Below are 21,376 nucleotides of genomic sequence, written 5' to 3' on the forward strand. Positions count from 1 at the left end.
TAATCACTAAATTCAGAGGCTAAAGAGTCGTTCATTATGCTAGGTTTTTGGTACAAAGAGTTTCCACAATACCCAAAAGACCATAAGGATTTTTGGCGTACTCGCTTAATAGCCCACTCTTTACTAATAACTACATGTTACTTTTTAGTTTTAACACTCCTCAATCTTTTTTATTTTAAAAGCTATGACATTGCTTTAATTGATGCCTTAGGACTTACGATATCGTTAGGTATTTATACTTGGTTTAATAAAACAGCCAACGTAAATGCAGCAGCGTGGGCTGTTACCCTTATGGTCGTTAGCTTAATAATGATGTTTGTGGTTTCTGTAGGTGGGCATGCGCATTCTTTATTTTGGGCGACGTTAATCCCGCCTTTTAGCTTTTTTTTAGTTGGAAGAAACTGGGGAAGCCTATTTAGTGCAGTCGCTTTTGCTATTTGTGCGTATCTTGTGTATTTACAACAACAGCAAACTGTAACAATTGGCTTAGGCTCTTTATTTAATCTTATAGAAGTAAGCCTTGCTCATATTTTAATTTTTAGGTTTTACGAAAAAACACGGTTTTCGGCATACACTCGATTATCTATCCGTAACTTAGAAATTCAACACTTAGCAGAAACCGATAAGTTAACGGGGCTTTATAACAGGCAAAAATTTGATTTTGAATTATCACAGTTAATTGCTAAAAATGACGTTTTTAAAACCTCACATTGCTTACTTATTTGCGATATAGACCTCTTCAAAAATATAAACGATACCTACGGGCATTTGGTTGGTGATAACGTGCTAACTGAATTTGCAAAAATATTAAAAAGCCGTATGGGAAATGACGCACTTATTGCGCGATGGGGTGGAGAAGAATTCACTATTATTTTATCCAACACCTCTTTAAATGATAGCGCTAAAAAAGCCGATGACCTGAGAAAGTATATTGCCGAAAACACAGTTACAAATGTAGCATTTACTATAAGTATTGGATTAGCAACGATACAAAAAGAAGATACAGTGCTAAAACTACTGGAGCGGGCTGATACAGCGCTATATAAGGCTAAAAATAATGGACGCAATAAAGTATGTGTTAGCGATAACGATTCAACCGTTATCGCTCAATCAACTTACTTAAATGGGTTTATAGCCTAAACTTAAGCGTGCTGCCCACAAGCAAATCCACAGCTCCACGCATATTGGAAGTTGTAGCCTCCAAGCCAACCTGTTACGTCAGTTACTTCGCCTATAAAGTATAGGCCTTTAGCTTTTTTAGCTTCAAAGGTTTTTGAGCTCAACTCGTCAGTATCTACACCGCCCAATGTTACTTCTGCTGTTCTATAACCTTCTGTGCCATTGGGTTTAATTTGCCACGCATGAATATAATTTACTAACTCATTTATTTGAGCATGGGTAAGCTGATTAATATTACAATCTGGTATCGCTTTGCTTTCGTGCAGTATTTCTATAAAGCGTTTAGGTAAAATAGTCGCAAGGCTATTTTTTAACGACTTTTGTGCTTGCGTTTCTCGCCAATCAGCAAGTTGCTGCCTTAAATCAATTTCAGGTAATAGGTTTATAGTTACAGCCTGCCCTGCTCGCCAAAATGAGCTTATTTGCAATATTGCTGGGCCCGATAACCCTCGGTGAGTAAAGAGGATGTTTTCTTTAAATACGGTGCCGTCTTCGCTTGAAACTTCACAAGGAATGCTAATTCCCGAGAGCCCTTCAAAACGCTCTTTATCATGCTGATGCAAAGTAAACGGCACAAGTGCAGCCATAGTTGGTAACACGCTTAAGCCAAACTGCTCTGCAATTTTATAACCTATTGGTGTAGCCCCTAGTTTTGGCATAGTTAAGCCACCTGATGCTATAACTAACGACTCACAGCTTAAGGTTTCTTGCTCTGTGGTAACGCTATAGCCGGTTTCGGTTTTTGATACGCTGATCACTTCACTGCGTAGTTTTATATTTACCCCAGCCCACTCACATTCGGTCAGTAAAATATCAACAATGTCTTGTGCATTGTTATCGCAAAAAAGCTGACCTAGTGTTTTATGGTGATACGCCAAGCCATGTCTGTCTACCAGCTCAATAAAGTCATGCTGTGTATAGCGACTTAAACATGATTTAACAAAATGAGCATTTGCGCATAAGTAGTTATCAGGGGTTGCGTTTTCATTTGTAAAATTACAACGCCCACCACCACTTATTAAAATTTTACGACCTGGTTTTTTGCCCATATCAAGTACTGTAACGCTTCGGCCACGGTATCCAGCTTGCGCTGCACACATTAATCCTGCTGCTCCCGCACCTATTACAATTACATCTACTTGACTCATTATTTTACCCTACTAAAAAATTTTTCCGATTATAGCAAAGTTTGATAGCTAACAACGTAGCATTTAAATTATTAGCAATAACACAACAAAAACGCATCAGTAATAAGTCGGGAATAATTACCCGCACAATAAACCAACCCTTTATACTTATTTTTAATTTATATGACAAATACTAAACAACGAGTAAACCGCTAAAAACCTGAGTTATAACTAAATGAAAGAGGTACATAATAAATTGATATTTTAATCTAGTTAACAGATCGTTTACTTTTGTTCCCGCATCGTGATCCTACATCACGAAATAATAAATAAAAATCTAGGGATAATTATGACAACAAGTAAAGCTTTTAAAAGATGCGCAATTGCAATTACAGTTAGTACGCTTTTTGCTGCAACATCTGGCATGGCTCAATCAGTTTCAAGTTCAATGGCTGAAACATCGGCTAAACTACAAAGCCAAGGCGGTTTCGAAACTCAGTTCATTATTAAATATAAAAATAATAACGAAATGGCGAGCCTCTCAACTGCAGACGCAAGCCCAGCTAGCATGAAAAAGCGCGCACAAAGCTTTGTTAAAAACTTCGCTTCTAAAAAAGGCAAAGTAAAAGCAAAATACGTTCGTGCAATGGCACTTAATAATCATCACGTAATGCGTGCTGATAAAAAATTAAGTGCGGCAGAAGCTCAAGAGTTTATGCAAGAAATGGTTGATTCTGGCAATGTGGAATACATTGAAGTGGATCAAATGCTAAAGCCGTTTTCAACTCCTAACGATCCACGTTTTGATGACCAATGGCACTACTACGAGCAAGCCGGTGGTTTAAACTTACCGACCGCATGGGATACCGCAACGGGTAGCGGTGTAGTTGTAGCTGTACTAGATACGGGCTACCGCCCTCATGCTGATTTAAACGCTAATATTTTACCGGGTTACGATATGATCTCTAACCTTTCGGTAGCTAATGACGGTGGTGGTCGCGATAGCGATGCACGTGATCCAGGTGATGCAGTTGCTGCGAATGAATGTGGCACTAACGGTGCACAAAACTCTAGCTGGCATGGCACGCACGTAGCCGGCACAGTTGCTGCGGTAACCAATAACGGTGAAGGTGTTGCAGGCGTAGCTTATAACGCAAAAGTAGTGCCTGTTCGTGTACTCGGTAAGTGTGGTGGTTTAACCTCTGATATTGCAGACGGTATTATTTGGGCATCTGGTGGAAGTGTTTCAGGTATTCCTGCTAACTCAAACCCTGCTGATGTAATTAATATGAGTTTAGGTGGCAGCGGTTCATGTAGCTCTACAACTCAAAATGCAATTAATACAGCACGTAGTAACGGCACTGTGGTAGTTATTGCTGCAGGTAACGATAACGATAACTCAGCAAACTACAATCCAGGTAACTGTAACGGTGTAGTAAACGTAGCCTCAGTGGGCCGTAATGGCGGCAGAGCTTATTACTCAAACTACGGTAGCAATATTGATGTTGCAGCACCAGGTGGCGCTCAAAGCTTTGCAAACGACTCTGAAGGCGTTCTATCAACTTACAATTCAGGTTCGTCTACACCTTCAAGCGACAGCTATGGCTTTTCACAGGGTACATCAATGGCTGCGCCCCACGTAGCAGGTGTTGCGGCACTTATTAAGCAAGCAAAGCCAGATGCAACGCCTGACGAAATAGAAAGTATTTTAAAATCAACTACCCGTTCGTTCCCTGCGACATGTACTAGCTGTGGTACGGGTATTGTTGATGCAGCCGCAGCTGTTGCAGCAGCAAGTGGCGGCACTACTCCACCTACAGGTGGCGATAGCGAGCTTATTAATGGTGAAGCTAAAACAGGTTTAAGTGGGGCTGCAAATGCACAAGCATTTTACACGATGACAGTACCAAGCGGTGCAACTAACGTAACATTCACTATGAGTGGTGGTACTGGCGATGCTGATTTATACGTACGTGCAGGCAGTAAACCTACAACTACTACCTATGATTGTCGTCCATATAAAGGCGGTAATAGCGAAGAGTGTTCTATTGATAACCCTACTGCGGGAACTTACCACGTAATGCTTAACGGCTACTCTGCGTATTCAGCTGTTAGCTTGGTAGGTAATATTACTGGTGGTTCATCATCGGGTGGCGGTTCAGGTACTCCACAAGCAGGCGGCGGCACTATAAGCGATGTGTCAGCCAATACTGGGCAGTGGAAACATTACACGTTAGATGTACCAGCTGGAATGAGTACGTTTACAGTAACAACATCGGGTGGCAGTGGCGATGCTGATTTATTTGTAAAATACGGTAGCCAACCAACAGCAAGCTCATACGATTGCCGCCCTTATAAAAATGGCAATGCAGAAACATGTACATTTACTAATCCACAAGCAGGTACTTGGCACTTAAGCGTTAACGCTTATAGCACTTTCTCTGGTTTAACGCTTAGCGGGCAATACCAACCGTAATTTAAAGTTTGAGTCTTTAATAAAAAAACCGATGTTGTTCCAACATCGGTTTTTTCAATAATAACTAGCTGATTAGTTAAAGCTAAAATCTACACTTTATTACTGTTATAGCTTCTCTAATACTGATTCTGCGCGGCTTACAACAAACTCTTTGTCTTGTTCTACAAATAAACCAGTTACTAGCGCATTTTCAATAATCATAGCGTAGCGCGTTGAACGTATACCACCAAAACTAGCAGTATCTTTATCAAGCCCTAACGATTTAGTGAAACTTCCATCGCCATCCCCAAGCATTGTAATTTCTTGCGCGTTTTGTGAGTCACCCCATGCTTTCATAACAAATGCATCATTAACAGATACACAGTAAATAGCATCAACACCTTTTGCTTTAATTTTATCAGCAAGGGTAATAAACTCAGGTAAATGGGCATTTGAACACGTTGGAGTAAACGCACCAGGTACTGCAAATAACACGACTTTTTTACCTTCAAACAATTCTTTATTTGTAAGAGATTGCATACCGTCGTCAGTTAATTGCGTTAACGTCACTGCTGGTAATTCTTGGCCTTGCTCAATCATGGTAATTCCTTGAAAAGATTAATACAGAATAAGTAACAATCGTACTACGTAGCCTACTACTAGGTATAAAAAGTACGGCTAACTTAGTAGCTCAAAATAGCCTACCATAGAACGAAGAATACGCGCTGTATTAAGGTAAATTCAAATCATTTATAAAACTTGAAAAATCATTACCTAGCTTTTCATCTCGCAGACTGTACTCAACAATTGCTTTTAAGTAACCTAACTTATCTCCACAATCGTGAGAGCGACCACTCATATGAAATGCTTCAACGGTTTCTTGTGCCATTAATGCGTCAATAGAATCTGTAAGTTGTATTTCACCGCCAGCACCTACAGACGTTTTTGCAAGTAGAGGCCAAATATTCTTACTCAGTACATATCGCCCTACAACAGCTAGATTAGAAGGCGCTAAATCTGCATCAGGTTTTTCAACCATTGCTTTAATTGCAGCACTTTTACCTGGCATTAACTCAACACCGTTTATATCAGCAATACCATATTTACTAACGTCTTCTTTAGCTACCGGCTCAAGCATTATTTGGCTTGCTTGAGTTTCTTTAAAGCGTTTAATCATGGCCGCTAAGTTTTCAGTTTCTTGATCCGCAGTATAGGCATCAAGTATCACATCTGGCAGGAGCACAACAAAGTTGTTATCACCAACTATTGGTTTAGCGCATAAAATAGCATGTCCAAGCCCTTTAGCTTCACCTTGGCGTACACTCATAATAGTTACATCATTTGGACAAATAGAGCGAATTTCATCTAATAAAGCTCGTTTAACACGCTTCTCAAGAGTCGCTTCTAGTTCATAACTTGTATCAAAGTGGTTTTCGATTGCATTTTTAGAGCTATGCGTAACTAACACAATATCTTTAATACCAGCGGACACACATTCGCTGACAATATATTGAATTAGAGGCTTATCGACTATTGGGAGCATTTCTTTTGGGATAGCTTTTGTCATAGGGAGCATTCTCGTCCCTAAGCCAGCTACTGGAATTACAGCTTTCATATCTGTCCTTAGTGATTAAGTTTGTAAATAATATCAATTCACTTAATTAAGTGATCTATTTTTAGGATGGAAAAACGTCTTGATAGCTAGGCAAAAAATTCGCTACTTAGTTGTTCTAAATGAGAATTTTTTAACACAGGTGCGACACATTTAGCCCCGCAAAATAATTAAGTATTATTGCGTATTGGTACAAACTAGCAGATACAAAATAGATACCAGCTGAATAAAGTTACCTCTTTTGAAGAAGTAAATTTGAAGCTGTTTATTAAACAGAGACTCTACATTTTTGGTTATTTAAAATGAGCAGGTAAGTTATGAAGTTTATTAATGATTTTGTTATGGGGTGAGATTACATTAGCTAAACGAAAAAAGCCCGGGGTTGCTATAAATAACAAACCCAGACCAATAAATTTCTAACTAAAGGTCGCGTTACAAAACCTTTTTATAATTAAAGACCTGCACGCTCTTTAATTACTGCAATAAGCGGTGAGCTGGCAAAATTCCCTTCAGCCCAAGCAATATCAGCACCATCTGTTAACGCACTTTTTGATAAGTTTTTAACTATATACTCACCAGTATCTACTGCATTACTAGCAACAGCATGACGTAATAAGTTATTACCATTACATTGTACTGCATCATAAATATTACGAATTTTTACACGAGAGCTTTTAAGCTTGCTGCGTAATCGGTTTTTATCGTCTGCCGCAATATATTCACAAATAGATACTGCTAATTGATCTTCAGCATTTACAGGTGCTGTATACGAAAACGAACTAACAGCTACAACGGCAGTAAGTGCAACTAGCTTTGGTAATTTAAACATGACAAACCCTTTATAATACTTTGTTCTTATATAGACTATCGAATATTATATCAATCTATCAAAATTTACGCAATAATGTTAACGTTCTTTATATAAAGTTACGAATTTATAACTAGATAAATTCTTGTCATCCGGATGGTTTTCTTGCTCTTCTTTCACGTACCAATTAGCAACTTTATTGTAATCAGGAAACTGTGTATCGCCTTTAACATCTAAATCAATAAAAGTTAGATACAGGCGCTCTGCTTTTGGTAAAAATTGCTCATAGATATTACCACCACCAATAATCATTACTTCTTCAGCAGTAGCAACGAGTTCTAATGCGGCATCTGGCGTAGTTACTACTTCAATACCCTGTGCAGTATATTCGCTGTTTCGAGTAATAATAATATTACGGCGCCCAGGTAATGGACGGCCTATAGACTCAAAAGTTTTACGACCCATGATCACAGGCTTACCCGTAGTGACCTTTTTAAAATGCTGAAGATCTGCAGGTAAATGCCATGGCATTTTATTATCTAGACCAATTACACGGTTATTTGCCATTGCTGCTATCATTGAAATTATCATAATAAACACCTAGTACTTTATTCTTAAACAAAGAAAAAGGAGCATAAGCTCCTTTTTAGTAAATTCTATTTAATTAACGCTCGTAGACAACTTCTACGTCGTAATCATCTTCATCCCAGTCATCCCAATCATCATCATTGCCCTTACCTTTAGTGGCTTTTTCATGATAGGTATCCCACTTAAATTCAACTTCTTCATCTTCCACTTGTACAAACTTCTCTTTAGGCATGCTATCAAGTAGTGTCATTATGTTGTGGATTAATGGTTGAGTGTTAAGTTTATTAATTGCTGAAATGTGATAGATATTTTCAGTTTCGCCCAGCTCTTCTGCAATCGATTCGCATAACGCTTTTGCTTCATCCTCTGGTAATAAATCTATTTTATTAAATACTAACCAGCGTGGCTTCTCAGCTAATTTAGGGCTGTATTGGTGCAGTTCGTTAATAATCGAAAACGCATTATCAACAGGGTTTGAACCATCTACCGGCATTACATCAATAATGTGTAATAACACACGACAACGCTCTAAATGTTTCAAAAAGCGAATACCTAGGCCTGCGCCATCAGATGCACCTTCAATTAGACCCGGAATATCGGCTATAACAAATGATTTATTTGCTTCAGGACGTACTACACCTAAATTAGGAATAAGCGTCGTGAATGGGTAATCAGCTACTTTTGGTCTTGCTGCAGATACACTGCGGATAAACGTAGATTTACCGGCATTTGGTAATCCAAGTAAACCAACATCAGCTAATAATAGTAACTCTAATTTTAAGTTACGTACTTCACCTGGTGTGCCTAATGTTTTTTGACGAGGTGCTCGGTTAGTACTTGATTTAAAACGCGCATTCCCCAAGCCGTGGAAACCACCTTTTGCAACCAAAATTCGTTGACCATGTTGCGTTAAATCGCCAAGTCCCTCTTGGGTATCAACATCCATGATGCGCGTGCCTACAGGCACCATAACAAATAAGTCATCAGCTTTTCGGCCTGTACAGTTACGGCTACGACCGTTAGTACCACGTTCAGCTCTATGGAAGCGCTCAAACTGATAATCAATTAAGGTATTTAAGTTTTCATCAGCTTGTAGATAAACACTACCACCGTCTCCACCGTCACCGCCGTCTGGTCCACCATCTGGAACATATTTTTCACGACGGAAAGACACGATGCCGCTGCCACCGTCTCCAGCTTCTGCGCGAATTTCTACTTCATCTACAAACTTCATGATTACTCACTTTAGGGATTGGCTTGTTTAATAACTCTATTATATACCCAAGCCAGCACAAATGCAGGCTTGGGTATATATTGGCTGACTACAAAACAAAAAACCCCGCAAAGGCGGGGTTTTTAACTACCTTACTGATTACTCAGTTACGATAGTTACGTATTTACGGTTTAAAGGACCTTTTTGTTCAAACTGAACTTTACCATCTGCTTTTGCGAAGATAGTGTGGTCTTTACCGATACCTACGTTAGTACCAGGGTGGAAACGAGTTCCACGCTGACGAACAATGATGCTACCCGCTAGAACTGATTCGCCACCAAAACGCTTAACACCTAGGCGTTTGCTTTCTGAATCGCGACCGTTACGAGTACTACCAGCTGCTTTTTTATGTGCCATTTCTAAGTACCTCTAATTAAGCGCTAATGCTAGTGATTTTAACTTCAGTGAACCATTGACGATGGCCCATTTGCTTACGAGAATGCTTACGGCGTCTAAATTTAACAACCTTAATCTTCTCACCGCGACCATGTGAAACAACCTCAGCTGTTATCTTGCCACCGTTTACGAACGGTACACCGATCTCGATTTTCTCACCATCAGCAACTAAAAGTACTGAATCAAATTCTACTGCCGCACCAGTTTCAACGTCTAATTTTTCAAGACGAATCGTTTGACCTTCAGTCACACGATGCTGTTTACCACCACTTTGGAAAACCGCGTACATAATTAACTCCGTCTGTGCACCCTCAAATCGGCGCAACTAAAATATTCTTCGATAGGGCGCGAAGTTTACGCTAACGCGAAATAACTAGCAAGCCTATTTTGTAATTAAAATGAATAAAAAGTAGCTGCTTTGAGAGCAATTCAATATTTACCCCATTTTATATTAATTGGCCCTTTTGCCAAGCGCTTTTTAACTCTTAGCCGAAATAAATTAATGTACTCAAATATGACCCTCACAGCTCAATATCTAAGCACACCATAAACTGTATATTGATTATCAATTAATCAGTTATCTTGGCTAATTCAGTCTAAATTAAGTACTTTAATAGTGTTTTTTCAATCAATCGTCACAAAATATCGAGCTAGTGCATTTTTTGTTGTACAATCTGCGCCGTTCACACATAAAAATTGGCTCGGAGATCAATGGATATAAAAGCTATCCAGGCGTTAATCGAAAGCGATATGAATGACGTCAATCAACTTATACATGCGCAAATGCGCTCAGATGTGGCGTTAGTTAATCAGCTTGGTTTATATATAGTTAGCAGTGGCGGCAAACGCGTTCGTCCAATGCTGGCTATTTTAGCAGCCAAAGCGCTCGGTTATCAGGGTAAAGATCACATAACACTTGCAACAATTGTTGAGTTTATCCATACAGCAACGCTATTGCATGATGATGTTGTAGATGAATCAAACTTACGGCGTGGCACGCCTACAGCAAATGCTGAATTTGGTAATGCTGCTAGCGTATTGGTTGGTGACTTTATTTACACTCGCTCATTTCAGCTTATGGTTGGCCTTGGAAAAATGCAGATTATGCAAGTACTTGCCGATGCAACAAACATTATTGCTGAAGGTGAAGTATTGCAGCTGATGAACTGCAATGACCCAGATACGACTGAAGCCAGCTATATGCAGGTTATTTACTCTAAAACGGCTAAATTATTTGAAGCAGCTACAGGCCTTGCTGCCATTATCACAGAGCAAGACCAAGCGACACTTGATGCACTAAACCTATACGGTATGCATTTAGGTACTGCGTTTCAACTAGTAGATGACGTACTCGATTACAATGCAGATGCTGAGCAGCTAGGTAAAAACATTGGCGATGATTTAGCTGAAGGCAAACCAACCCTTCCGCTTATTTATGCTATGCAACATGGTAGCGAGCAGCAAACACAGCTTATTCGTGATGCAATAGAGCACAGTAATGGTATGGAGCATTTAGAGGAAATTTTAACTGCACTAAAACAAACTAATGCGCTTGAGTTTACAATGCAAAAAGCAGAGCTTGAGGCCGAAAAAGCCATTGCCTGTTTAGACTTTTTAGCTGAGTCTGACTATAAGCAAGCACTTATAAGCCTTGCCCGTATTGCGGTTGACCGCGACCACTAGTTTTAACTAGTTACACAGTGTGACATTAATTCTGAGCAATAAAAAAGCCTGCAAATGCAGGCTTTTTTGTTGCTTAAAGCGGCTATTACGCCATGAAATCAACACCTTCTTTGATGTCTTTTTTCAGAGTTTCAAGCATGTCATTTTTTGCTTTTGTTTCAAATGCGCTTAGTTCGCCGTAAGAAAGAATTTCTTCTACACCGTCTTTACCTAAACGTACTGGATGTGCAAAGTACTCTGCATCGCCATTTTCAACAGCAACGTAAGCGTAATCTACAACTTCTTCACCTTGTAGGCCTTTAACTAAAGACATACAAAAACGAGCTGCAGCAGCACCCATAGATAGCGTAGCTGAACCACCGCCTGCTTTAGCATTTACAACTTCAGTACCCGCATTTTGGATACGTGGAGTAAGTGCAGCAACTTCTTCATCAGTGAAAGAAACACCTTCAACTTGAGAAAGTAGAGGCAGAATAGTTGTGCCTGAGTGACCACCAATTACTGGTACTTTTACAGTTGCTACGTCTACGCCTTTAAGTTCAGCAACAAATGCTTCTGAACGAATAACGTCAAGCGTAGTAATACCGAATACGCGTTTAGCGTCGTAAGTACCTGCTTTTTTGAATACTTCAGCAACAATTGGAACTGTGCCATTTACTGGGTTAGTAATAATACCTACTAACGCTTTAGGACAGCTGGCAACAATGCCTTCTGCTAACGTTTTGATGATGCCAGCATTTACATTGAATAAATCAGCACGATCCATACCTGGTTTACGCGGCATACCCGCTGGGATAAGAACGATGTCAGAGCCTTCAAGCGCTTTATTTAAATCGTCTGCGCCAAAGCCTGCAACTTTAACATCTGTTGGGATGTGAGAAAGGTCAACCGCAACACCTGGTACTACTGGTGCAACATCATAAAGTGATAATTCAGAGCCAGCTGGTAAGCCTGTTTTTAATAATAAAGACAACGCTTGGCCGATACCGCCTGCAGCACCTAATACAGCAACTTTCATTGGAATTCTCCGTAATTTGAGGTAGGAAACATTTGTGGCTCTTAAGATAATGAAATTAGCGACTAAAAACAAATTTATCCTGTCTATTTCAAGTATATTTTCGACCATAGTCGTAAACTTATGTGATTTAACGCATCAAACTGGCAAGTTAACTAAACAACTGCTGCATAATTATTCATTTTTGTGTAGAATTTGCGGCATAAATAACAAAAACGAATAAAGACTATGCAACCACAAGATAAACAAGAAGCACTGGTAAAAGCATTTAAATCACTATTAAAAGAAGAAAATTTTGGCTCTCAAGGCGAAATAGTTGATGCGTTAAAAGATCAAGGTTTTGACAATATAAGCCAAAGTAAAGTATCACGCATGTTAAGTAAATTTGGCGCTGTACGCACACGTAATGCCAAACAAGAAATGGTTTACTGCTTACCTGCTGAAATGGGTGTACCTACGGCTAAAAGCCCATTACGCCAATTAGTAATCGACATTATGCACAACGAAATGATGATCATCATTCGTACCAGCCCAGGTGCTGCTCAGCTTATTGCACGTTTATTAGATTCATTAGGTAAAGCAGATGGCGTACTAGGAACAATTGCAGGCGACGATACTATTTTTATCGCTCCTGCTAAAATATCTGAAATAGATGTAACACTTGAACGTGTTCGCATTTTATTTGATACAGTTTAATAGCAAACTAAATTTGTTTTAAAAACCCTATTGAAGGTGCAAAGAAAGCAGATCCCATATCGGCTTGAGTAAAATCAAGCCAGTGGTCGTAGCAATCCCCTTCCCCTAAACGACTATTAAGTACTTTTTCAAATGCGGTGCCCGTACAAGCGCATGTAATTGATAACATTCCCTGCTCATACACGTCGCCATAAGGCATGCTTTGATTTAATAGTAGCGGTTGTCCGTGTTCGTCTTTTAGCTCACTTCGCGAAGCATGGCTGGTTTCGATCGCTGGGGTAATTAGCGTGTTATCAAGACGCGTACGTCCCATTATTTGCTCTTGCTCACTCAATGATAAATGCTGCCACATAGTTAAATCATGTTTATAACGCTGAACATGAATATAGCTCCCCTGATCTTCAAAGCTACCAGGGTTGCTGATTAAAGCCGTAGCGCGCTTTTTTCTTCCATGTGCGGTGTCGCCACCATAAATAAAACCGTTAAAATCACGACCATCTAAAAAGCGAAAATTCCGAATTTGCTCCACCAGCTCAACATCAGGGGCAAATAATTTTAAAATTTGCAGCGCAAATAAATGGTTAACATCTTCACGGTCAGAGCGAATTTGCACAAATAAATCGCACGGTTGTACGCTCATTTGGTGATCGCTATGGGTTATATTGGGAAAGCTCTGTAATTCGCTTGGAATGTATTCAGGGAGGATATGCGGCCAGTATTGCGCACCAATAGCAACCATACAAGAGAGCATTGATTCTGAAAATTGATCGCTAAACTCTTCTTCTATAGCGCTTACTTGTTTTAACTTTGCGCGAAGTGATTCGTCTTGACCATCAAACACATTAAAAAATAAGTGCAAACCGTGTAAGTTTGCTTCAGCACAAATCCCTGATTGCGCTTGCGCCATTGTTATTCCTTAGTTTTACAGATAAAAACACAGCGAATAACAAATTAATTACGATTCGAAAAAATTCACCGTGTGAGGTTTTATTTTTATTATAACCTGATCATTATTTTCAAATGACTGGCCATATTGTGCAGCAACTTCAATTTCTTGTTCATCAATAACAAGCGAATAAACATACGCCGAACCAATAAAGCGACGACTTATGATTGTAGCTCGCTTGCTGAATTTGTCACTTTGGTTATCTGCCACTAATTCTATTTGATGAGGGCGCACATATATAAGCCCTGCACTTACATTATGCTTACTCTCAACATAAGATTCGACTAAACCAAATGGTGTTTTATATTCAGTTGCGGTTAACACTTCTGCGCTTAAGTATATGCCCTGACCCAGAAACTCTGCAACCTCCTTTGAACACGGAGCTGCAAAAAGCTGCTCAGGCGTGCCTTGTTGCTCAATTTTACCGCGATGCATAATGGCAAGTGTATCTGAAAACGCAAACGCCTCTTCTTTTGAGTGTGTAACAAACACAGCAGATACTTGAGTTGCCTTAATAATTCGACGTATATCGGCAATTAATTCAAAGCGTACTTGTGTGTCGATGTTTGAAAAGGGCTCATCAAGGAGTAATAAACTAGGTTTATAAGCTAATGCACGAGCGATAGCGACGCGTTGCTGTTGGCCACCCGATAACTGGTGTGGAAACCTGTCAGCACAGCCAATTAAATGTACAAGCTTAAGCATTTCATCAACGCGTTGCTGCTTTTGAGCTTTGCTCATATTACTAAGCCCAAATGCGATATTATTTGCCACCGTTAAATGCGGAAACAACGCATAATCTTGAAACATCATGCCGATGTTACGATGCTCAGGTGAGATAAACGATTGCTCATTACTCACTAATTTACCGTCTATAAAAATAGACCCTTGCTTGGCTTCAATTAAACCTGCAATCGCCTTTAATGTGGTTGTTTTGCCGCATCCACTCGCCCCGAGTAGACAAACAATTTCATCTTTACCCACTGTTAAATCTAAATCGTGAATAACCTTTGTGCCGTTATAGTGATAGCTCACGCCTTGTAAAATTAAACTACTCATTTAACTACGCTGCTCCATAGAACGATTAATAAAATACAAAGGAATAAACCCAACAATAACAATAAATAATGCAGATATTGAAGCAAGCTCTAATTGCTCATCACTCACATACTGAAATACATGAGTAGCTAAGCTTTCAAAATTAAACGGTCTGAGCAATAGCGCAGCTGGCAACTCTTTCATACACTCAATAAATACCAATAAGGCAGCAGTGAGTAACCCTCTTCGCAGTAAAGGTAGATGCACTAAACGCAGCGTTTGCCCTTGGCTTTTACCCATTGATTGGCTTGCCATATCAAGTGATGGACTAATACGTAAAAAACTCGACTCAATTGCTCCGTGTGCAATGGCGTAAAACCTAACAATATAAGCAATAATAATAGTAAGAATGCTACCTGTAAGCAGTAAGCCAATGTCTAAGTTATACTTCTCGAGCGCTGTGTTAATGGTGTTCTCTAATAATGTAAGAGGTAATAAAACCGCAATAGCGAGTACTGTGCCAGGCAACGCATAACCCGTGCTTGCTAAGCGCCCAGGAATAAGCGGATACGCTTGCTTTGCAACACGCTGATAAAAAACCACAAAAACACTCAATGTAATCGTTATAACACTTACAACCCCTGCCACTTTTAAACTTTGCCAAGCGTAACTAAAAAACTCTACATCCCATGCTTTATCAAAGTAGGTAATGGCGTAATTTATAAGTACTGCAATAGGAATTACAAAAGCGATAAGTAAAATAAAGCTACAAAATGCCGTTCCGAGCCAAGCAGACTTTCCTTTTAATACATAGAGAGATTCGCTATTTACACTTGATTGGCGCTCAAATACCGCTTGGTTTCGGCGACTAAAACGCTCTGCCATTAATGCTAAAAATAACAGCAGTAACATCACACCCGATATTTTAGCGGCCGCTGTAAGTGAGTAATAACCAAACCACGTATCGTATACGGCGGTTGTTAATGTACTTACGGCAAAATAACTCACTGTTGCAAAGTCGGCCATGGTTTCCATACTAATAAGTGCAAGGGCCGCCACAATTGCCCCACGAGAGAGTACTAAGCTGACTTTAAAAAAGCTTTGCCCAGGAGATAGCCCCATTAACTGACTAGCTTGTACTAATTTGAATGACTGCTCGCGAAGGGCTGTTTTAAAAATTAAAAATAAATACGGGTAAAGTACCAAGGCAATCATAACTATGGCGCCGGGTAATGTTCGTATATCAAAAAACCAATAGTCGTTAGGTGATTGCCAGCCAAACCATTCTCTCAATGCTATTTGCACCGGGCCCGCATAATCTAATAAATCAGTGTATACATAGGCAATAATATAGGTGGGCATAGCAAGGGGTAGCATAAGTGCCCATTCAAACTGTTTTTTACCCGGGAAACTACAGTAAGCCGTTAACCACCCAAGTGGCAAAGCTATGGCGCAGCTAAGGACGCAAACACCTAAAACTAACAATACGGTATTGGTTATGTAATCCCAAAGCACGGTATCCCACAGGTGAGAAAACACCTCAGAGCTACCTTGTAGAGATTCAAAAAGAAGAAAAAACAACGGGGCCGATAGTATTAAGCCAGTCGACCACGCAAAGAGCTGCCATTTAGACAGCTTAAATTTATTAGTCATTAAAGATCGAACTTCACCTCATCAATTAGCTTAAGTGCTAACGGACGATATTTACTAATCTCATCAAGTGGCAAGCTGTCTTCTTTAAAGCTACCCCAAGAGGCAACCAAAGTTGATAATTCAACACCCGACTTAACTGGATACTCCATATTTAATGAGGCATACATGTTTTGTGCTTTGCTGTCGGTCATATATTCTATGAGCTTTAATGCATTTTCAGGGTTTTTAGCGTATTTGGTAATAACCGCACCCGATACATTTATATGTGAGCCACGATTAACTTGATTCGGAAAGTTAATATTTACGGCCTCTGCCCAACCTTTTTGTTCTTTATCTTCTAGCATTTTGCCAAGGTAGTAACTATTACCTAATGCCAAGTTACATAAACCTTCTTTAACAGCTTTAACTTGAGCACGATCGTTACCTTGAGGCTTGCGCGCTAAATTAGCCTTAACACCTTCAAGCCACTCTTTAGTTTGCGCTTCACCATGGTGTGCAATCATAGAAGCTACTAAACCTAAATTATATGGATGTTTGCCAGAGCGCGTACAAATTTGTCCTTTGTATTTAGGGTCTGCTAAATCTTCATAAGTGAGCTTAGGTAACTCACCAACTCGCTCTTTTGATGAATACACATTACGCACTCGCTTAGTAAGCGCAACCCATTGGCCATTACCGTCACGAAAGGCAGCTGGAACATTATTATTTACACTGTCACTTTTTATAGTTTGTGTTAATTTTAAATCTTCTAATTGAATAAGCGCACTAAAGTTAGAGGTTAATACTAAATCAGCTTTACTGTGCTTGCCTTCGCGTTTAACACGCTCAATTAGCCCTTTTTTAGCAAAAACAACATTGGTTTTTATGCCTGTTTGCTTTGTAAAGTCTTCTAAAATTGGCTGAATTAAAAACGGTTGACGAAAAGAGTAGATGTTAACAACATCGTTTGCAAAGACTGGTGCCGATGCAACTACCCCTAAAACAAGTGCAAATACTTTCTTCATTATTCCACCTAAATAACTGTTATTATCAACGAATTCTACCGTGCTCATTCTAAAAGTGCACACTTTAAATAAATGTAAATATGTAAATAACGCCCAAAAAGGAAATACGGTGTAAGAGATGTCTTACGGATGTGACAGCTAATGAGTAAAAAACAAGATAAAAAACAACCTAAAAACAGTTAAATCTATGAGTAATATGAAATTTATTTTTGTTGCTATTGCAAAAACACTAATTGAATGTAGTTTTATCTCTATTTTAGTTGCTGTATTGCACTATAATTTACACATCAACCAAGCAATGACGCTTATTGAGTAAAAGGAAATGGACTGCTTACTCAACCAACCAATGATTAGGTTATCAGGACAACACGGATTTTAGGACAGGCTCAGGATGAGTATCACAACGCAATGTTGTAAAAAGGACAGCGTCAGGAAGATGCGAAAAGGATAACAACAAGGCTAAGTTGTTCAACAGGATGTTGAAGGAATAAATGGACAGGCCTTTAAGGCAACACAAGGGATTGGTTAAAACAAGGATACACTAGGAAGTGTAATTAAGGATTTGGTAATAGTATTTACCCTACAGGATGTTTAGGAATTAAAGGATACAGGCCCGGATGGTCTACATTACATAGAACTAAAAAGTAATATAGTAATAAACATGGATTAGTGAAAATTGGAGTTGATTAAGTTCAATTGCAGGATGCAGAAAATTAGAAGATTCCGCAAGCGCGCCTAGAGATAGAGCGCGCTTTTCTTTGCCTAAAATTTGGGTGAGTAAAGCACTGAGCAATTATCACAAATCTTTACTGAGTAATATCGCATCACAGCCAATCAATGCTAAGACCTTAAAATACTTTATTAATGTTTTAAATTTCGCTAAGTTTTTTATTAATTGCGCCGATAACTAAATAACGCAAGGATCATAAATACTCAATGGATATGAATTTTAAAACATCTCAAAATAATACCTTTTTATGTAAAGTATCAGACGCAATTACAGCAAAACCAATTGGTGTTTTTAGTGCCCGAACTCCCGACGAAAATCCCTATAAAGCTTTATTTAACCCCAAAGGTTATAACTTTTTAAATATGCCAATGAGTGAGTTTAAAAATATACTTAACGAAATTATTCAGTTAGAACGCGACATTCGTATTAGCAAGTGGGGTGAAGGTGCTCGACCTGATGAGTTTAGTTATCAACTTAATAGAATAGCAGACGCAATTGCAACGACTCAATTTAATGGCAAAATAGACATTAGCTGCTACTTTTTAAAACGAGTTGAAGAAGCAAAAGAAATGATTGGTGCAGACTGTATCTCGTTTATTCAAGTGCATAATAGTATAAGTCAATTGTATAATACTGTTTTACAATTAACATCTGAAGAAGGCTTCAGAGCAATTCAAAATAAAGCACTTGCTCACTTAAAAAATCAGCAAGCATTTGCTTAACTTCGTAAAATTAACCTTCTAGCGGTCGGCCTTTATTGCGCTTACCCAATAAATACGCATCACGAAACTTAATAAAATGCTGCTCTAATTTTGTCGATGCATCCATTTCGCCCGCAAGTGCTAATACCATAATAGCCACTTCAGCGGTGCCTAGTTGATGTGCATGAGGGGCTACACGTAATCGGTAATCAGATAGTTTATCAGCAGTAACAGAAAGTACAGGCAAGTTATCTAAATAAGGGCTTTTGCGAATCATTTTTTTAGCTTCGCGCCACGTACCATCTAAGAATATAAATAGCGGCTTTTTACCTGATTCAATACTCACTTCTGTAATGGCTCTGCCCTCTTCTACATCTTCTGCGGGAAAGACGACCATAGGCTGATACTGCGAATCACTTATTAAAGCTAAAAGAGCGGGGTTAGGATCTGTTCTATCCCATCTAAATGCGTGGTTATCTGGCACTATTTCAGCAATTAAACGCCCTGTATTAGAAGGTTTAAAGCTTTCATTATGATACATCAGTAAGCATACAGCGGCCTTACAATCTGCATGCTCAACACCTTTACAAATACAGTAGTGCTTAGCAATCAGGCATTGTTCACAGCGATCTAATTTACCGCCTCGAGCATTAAACTCTCGACGAGATTCACTTATTTGTTGAGCGCGTAATGCTAAAACTGAGTTTTTCACTGTATTTACCTTCAATTAATTAAGCGCGCATTGTAACGACTTCTTGTTATTTAATCTTATATTTATCTAGGTTAAAAATAGACATAAAAAAACCCAACCGAAGTTGGGTTTTTCAAGCAAATACTAAAAAGTTAAATTACTTCTTTTTAGCTGCTTTTTTGTTTGGTAAATCAGTGATTGAACCTTCAAAAATTTCAGCTGCAAGGCCGATTGATTCATTCAATGTTGGGTGAGCATGAATTGTAAGCGCTAAGTCTTCTCCATCAGCACCCATTTCAATACCTAAACCGATTTCGCCAAGCATTTCGCCTGCGTTAATACCGATCATAGCACCACCGATTATACGGCCACTTTCTTTATCAAAGATAAGTTTAGTAGAACCTTCAGTACGAGCAGATGCAATTGCACGACCAGATGCTGCCCACGGGAATACCGCAGTTTCAACTTTTAAGCCTTGCTCTTTTGCTTCTTTCTCAGTAACACCTACCCAAGCGATTTCTGGGTCTGTGTACGCTATTGAAGGAATACATTTAGGGTCGAAGAAATGTTTCTGACCAGAAATAACTTCTGCAGCAACATGACCTTCATGAACCGCTTTATGCGCAAGCATAGGTTGACCAACTAAGTCACCAATTGCAAAAATATGGCTTACGTTAGTACGTAATTGCTTATCAACATTAATAAAGCCACGCTCATCAACGTTTACGCCCGCTTTTTCAGCATCAAGTAAGTTACCGTTTGGAGTACGGCCAACTGCAACTAGTACTTTGTCGTAACGTACTGGTTCTGCTGGTGCGTTTTTACCTTCAAACGTTACGTATAAGCCGTCTTCTTTAGCTTCAACACCAACAACTTTAGTTGAAAGCATTACGTTGAATTTTTTGCTTACGTATTTTTGGTAAATTTTGATAATGTCTTTATCAGCTGCTGGTACTAATTGATCAGCAAATTCTACAACATCAATTGCAGAACCTAGCGCACGGTAAACCGTACCCATTTCAAGACCGATAATACCACCACCAAGTACAAGTAGCTTTTCTGGTACGTCTTTAAGTTCTAATGCACCAGTTGAATCAATTACACGGTCATCTTCTGGGATGAAAGGTAAGTTAACTGGTTTAGAACCTGCTGCAATAATCGCGTTATCAAACGTGATAGTTGTAGCGCCGTCTGCGCCTTCAACTACTAAAGTATTGCTGCCAGTGAATTTGCCGTATCCAGATACAACTTTCACTTTACGCATTTTGGCCATGCCTTCTAGTCCACCAGTTAACTGGCCAACTACAGAATCTTTCCAAGTACGAACTTGGTCAAGATCGATTTTTGGTGCGCCAAAAGTAACACCGTGAGATGACATTTCTGCTGCGTCATCAATCACTTTAGCTACGTGTAAAAGTGCTTTAGAAGGAATACAACCAACATTAAGACATACGCCACCTAATGTTTCGCGAGATTCTACTAATGTAACTTCTAAGCCCAAGTCAGCAGCACGGAAAGCCGCAGAATAACCACCAGGACCACCGCCTAGTACAACAACTTGAGTTTTTAATTCGTTGCTCATGCTTTTACCTTAATTGTTTGAACGGGACACTGCCCTAAAATTTAACTGCCATGTTTCTGCAAGGCAGAAAGAGTGAGCAGCGCACAAAGTGATGCAATTCGTACAAAGATTGTATCATTGCAAATGGTAAAAATCCCAGCTAAAAACAACTGGCTGGGATTTGATTCTATTTATTTTATTGCGTATACCAATTTTACTA

General features: G+C 39.2%; 20 protein-coding genes. 5 read left to right on the top strand and 15 right to left on the bottom strand.

All coding sequences use genetic code 11. From position 1 onward, the window contains the following. The first annotated feature begins 36 nt into the window (after window positions 1-36). On the top strand, window positions 37-1,140 hold the full coding sequence (locus tag AC5NT5_RS14800) for a GGDEF domain-containing protein (protein ID WP_494513881.1): 1,104 nt from the start codon (window positions 37-39) through the stop codon (window positions 1,138-1,140). A gap of 2 nt (window positions 1,141-1,142) precedes the next feature. Here AC5NT5_RS14800 and AC5NT5_RS14805 read toward each other — a convergent pair whose 3' ends face one another. Then, window positions 1,143-2,327, bottom strand: a complete 1,185-nt coding sequence (locus AC5NT5_RS14805; protein WP_024595536.1) for a BaiN/RdsA family NAD(P)/FAD-dependent oxidoreductase — start codon at window positions 2,325-2,327, stop codon at window positions 1,143-1,145. A 328-nt stretch (window positions 2,328-2,655) separates the two neighbouring features. Here AC5NT5_RS14805 and AC5NT5_RS14810 point away from each other — a divergent pair, with 328 nt between their 5' ends. Continuing rightward, window positions 2,656-4,782, top strand: a complete 2,127-nt coding sequence (locus tag AC5NT5_RS14810; RefSeq protein ID WP_494513880.1) for a S8 family peptidase — start codon at window positions 2,656-2,658, stop codon at window positions 4,780-4,782. 105 nt (window positions 4,783-4,887) lie between these two features. Here the strand turns inward: AC5NT5_RS14810 and AC5NT5_RS14815 are convergent, their stop codons facing one another. From AC5NT5_RS14815 to rplU, 7 genes are all read right to left on the bottom strand, one after another. Further along, window positions 4,888-5,361, bottom strand: coding sequence for a peroxiredoxin (locus AC5NT5_RS14815; RefSeq protein WP_024594812.1), 474 nt, complete (start codon window positions 5,359-5,361; stop codon window positions 4,888-4,890). A 130-nt stretch (window positions 5,362-5,491) separates the two neighbouring features. After that, complete coding sequence (gene galU / locus AC5NT5_RS14820; RefSeq protein ID WP_024594811.1) at window positions 5,492-6,376, bottom strand: UTP--glucose-1-phosphate uridylyltransferase GalU; 885 nt, start codon at window positions 6,374-6,376, stop codon at window positions 5,492-5,494. A gap of 448 nt (window positions 6,377-6,824) precedes the next feature. Further along, window positions 6,825-7,202: a DUF3718 domain-containing protein gene (locus AC5NT5_RS14825; protein WP_024594810.1), complete on the bottom strand. Its 378-nt coding sequence runs from the start codon at window positions 7,200-7,202 to the stop codon at window positions 6,825-6,827. A 78-nt stretch (window positions 7,203-7,280) separates the two neighbouring features. Then, window positions 7,281-7,772, bottom strand: a complete 492-nt coding sequence (folA, locus tag AC5NT5_RS14830) for a type 3 dihydrofolate reductase (protein WP_138489689.1) — start codon at window positions 7,770-7,772, stop codon at window positions 7,281-7,283. Between the two features lie 73 nt (window positions 7,773-7,845). Beyond that, entirely contained in the window at window positions 7,846-9,003 is a 1,158-nt protein-coding gene (gene cgtA, locus AC5NT5_RS14835; protein WP_002957746.1) for an Obg family GTPase CgtA, read from the bottom strand. A gap of 138 nt (window positions 9,004-9,141) precedes the next feature. Continuing rightward, window positions 9,142-9,399, bottom strand: a complete 258-nt coding sequence (gene rpmA, locus AC5NT5_RS14840; RefSeq protein ID WP_002957747.1) for a 50S ribosomal protein L27 — start codon at window positions 9,397-9,399, stop codon at window positions 9,142-9,144. A 16-nt stretch (window positions 9,400-9,415) separates the two neighbouring features. After that, a complete protein-coding gene (rplU, locus tag AC5NT5_RS14845; protein ID WP_002957748.1) occupies window positions 9,416-9,727 on the bottom strand; it encodes a 50S ribosomal protein L21 in 312 nt (103 codons plus the stop codon). Window positions 9,728-10,149: 422 nt separating this feature from the next. Here rplU and ispB point away from each other — a divergent pair, with 422 nt between their 5' ends. Then, window positions 10,150-11,121 carry an octaprenyl diphosphate synthase gene (gene ispB / locus AC5NT5_RS14850; RefSeq protein ID WP_024596483.1) on the top strand — a complete coding sequence of 324 codons (972 nt, stop codon included), beginning with the start codon at window positions 10,150-10,152 and terminating at the stop codon, window positions 11,119-11,121. Between the two features lie 85 nt (window positions 11,122-11,206). Here the strand turns inward: ispB and mdh are convergent, their stop codons facing one another. Further along, window positions 11,207-12,139 carry a malate dehydrogenase gene (gene mdh, locus AC5NT5_RS14855; protein ID WP_494513879.1) on the bottom strand — a complete coding sequence of 311 codons (933 nt, stop codon included), beginning with the start codon at window positions 12,137-12,139 and terminating at the stop codon, window positions 11,207-11,209. Window positions 12,140-12,364: 225 nt separating this feature from the next. Here mdh and argR point away from each other — a divergent pair, with 225 nt between their 5' ends. Beyond that, window positions 12,365-12,832 (top strand): transcriptional regulator ArgR, encoded by a 468-nt coding sequence (argR, locus tag AC5NT5_RS14860; protein WP_002957753.1) that lies wholly within the window; start codon window positions 12,365-12,367, stop codon window positions 12,830-12,832. A gap of 7 nt (window positions 12,833-12,839) precedes the next feature. Here argR and AC5NT5_RS14865 read toward each other — a convergent pair whose 3' ends face one another. From AC5NT5_RS14865 to AC5NT5_RS14880, 4 genes are read right to left on the bottom strand one after another with little or no spacing between them, the layout of a single operon-like run. Continuing rightward, window positions 12,840-13,739, bottom strand: a complete 900-nt coding sequence (locus AC5NT5_RS14865) for a Dyp-type peroxidase (RefSeq protein ID WP_182752219.1) — start codon at window positions 13,737-13,739, stop codon at window positions 12,840-12,842. 48 nt (window positions 13,740-13,787) lie between these two features. Then, window positions 13,788-14,837 (bottom strand): ABC transporter ATP-binding protein, encoded by a 1,050-nt coding sequence (locus AC5NT5_RS14870; protein WP_494513878.1) that lies wholly within the window; start codon window positions 14,835-14,837, stop codon window positions 13,788-13,790. Further along, window positions 14,838-16,469 carry an ABC transporter permease gene (locus tag AC5NT5_RS14875; RefSeq protein WP_494513877.1) on the bottom strand — a complete coding sequence of 544 codons (1,632 nt, stop codon included), beginning with the start codon at window positions 16,467-16,469 and terminating at the stop codon, window positions 14,838-14,840. Then, window positions 16,469-17,473: a Fe(3+) ABC transporter substrate-binding protein gene (locus tag AC5NT5_RS14880; RefSeq protein WP_182675574.1), complete on the bottom strand. Its 1,005-nt coding sequence runs from the start codon at window positions 17,471-17,473 to the stop codon at window positions 16,469-16,471. Before AC5NT5_RS14880 ends, AC5NT5_RS14875 begins: the two co-directional genes overlap by 1 nt. A 936-nt stretch (window positions 17,474-18,409) precedes the next feature. Here AC5NT5_RS14880 and AC5NT5_RS14885 point away from each other — a divergent pair. Beyond that, window positions 18,410-18,925, top strand: coding sequence for a hypothetical protein (locus tag AC5NT5_RS14885; protein WP_182675573.1), 516 nt, complete (start codon window positions 18,410-18,412; stop codon window positions 18,923-18,925). Window positions 18,926-18,935: 10 nt separating this feature from the next. On the opposite strand, the gene AC5NT5_RS14890 is transcribed toward AC5NT5_RS14885, so the two are convergent. Continuing rightward, window positions 18,936-19,616, bottom strand: coding sequence for a tRNA-uridine aminocarboxypropyltransferase (locus AC5NT5_RS14890; RefSeq protein WP_182675572.1), 681 nt, complete (start codon window positions 19,614-19,616; stop codon window positions 18,936-18,938). A gap of 136 nt (window positions 19,617-19,752) precedes the next feature. Further along, window positions 19,753-21,177, bottom strand: coding sequence for a dihydrolipoyl dehydrogenase (gene lpdA, locus AC5NT5_RS14895; RefSeq protein ID WP_002957761.1), 1,425 nt, complete (start codon window positions 21,175-21,177; stop codon window positions 19,753-19,755). Window positions 21,178-21,376 lie beyond the last annotated feature (199 nt).

Source organism: Pseudoalteromonas sp. J2K-J599, assembly GCF_059295115.2.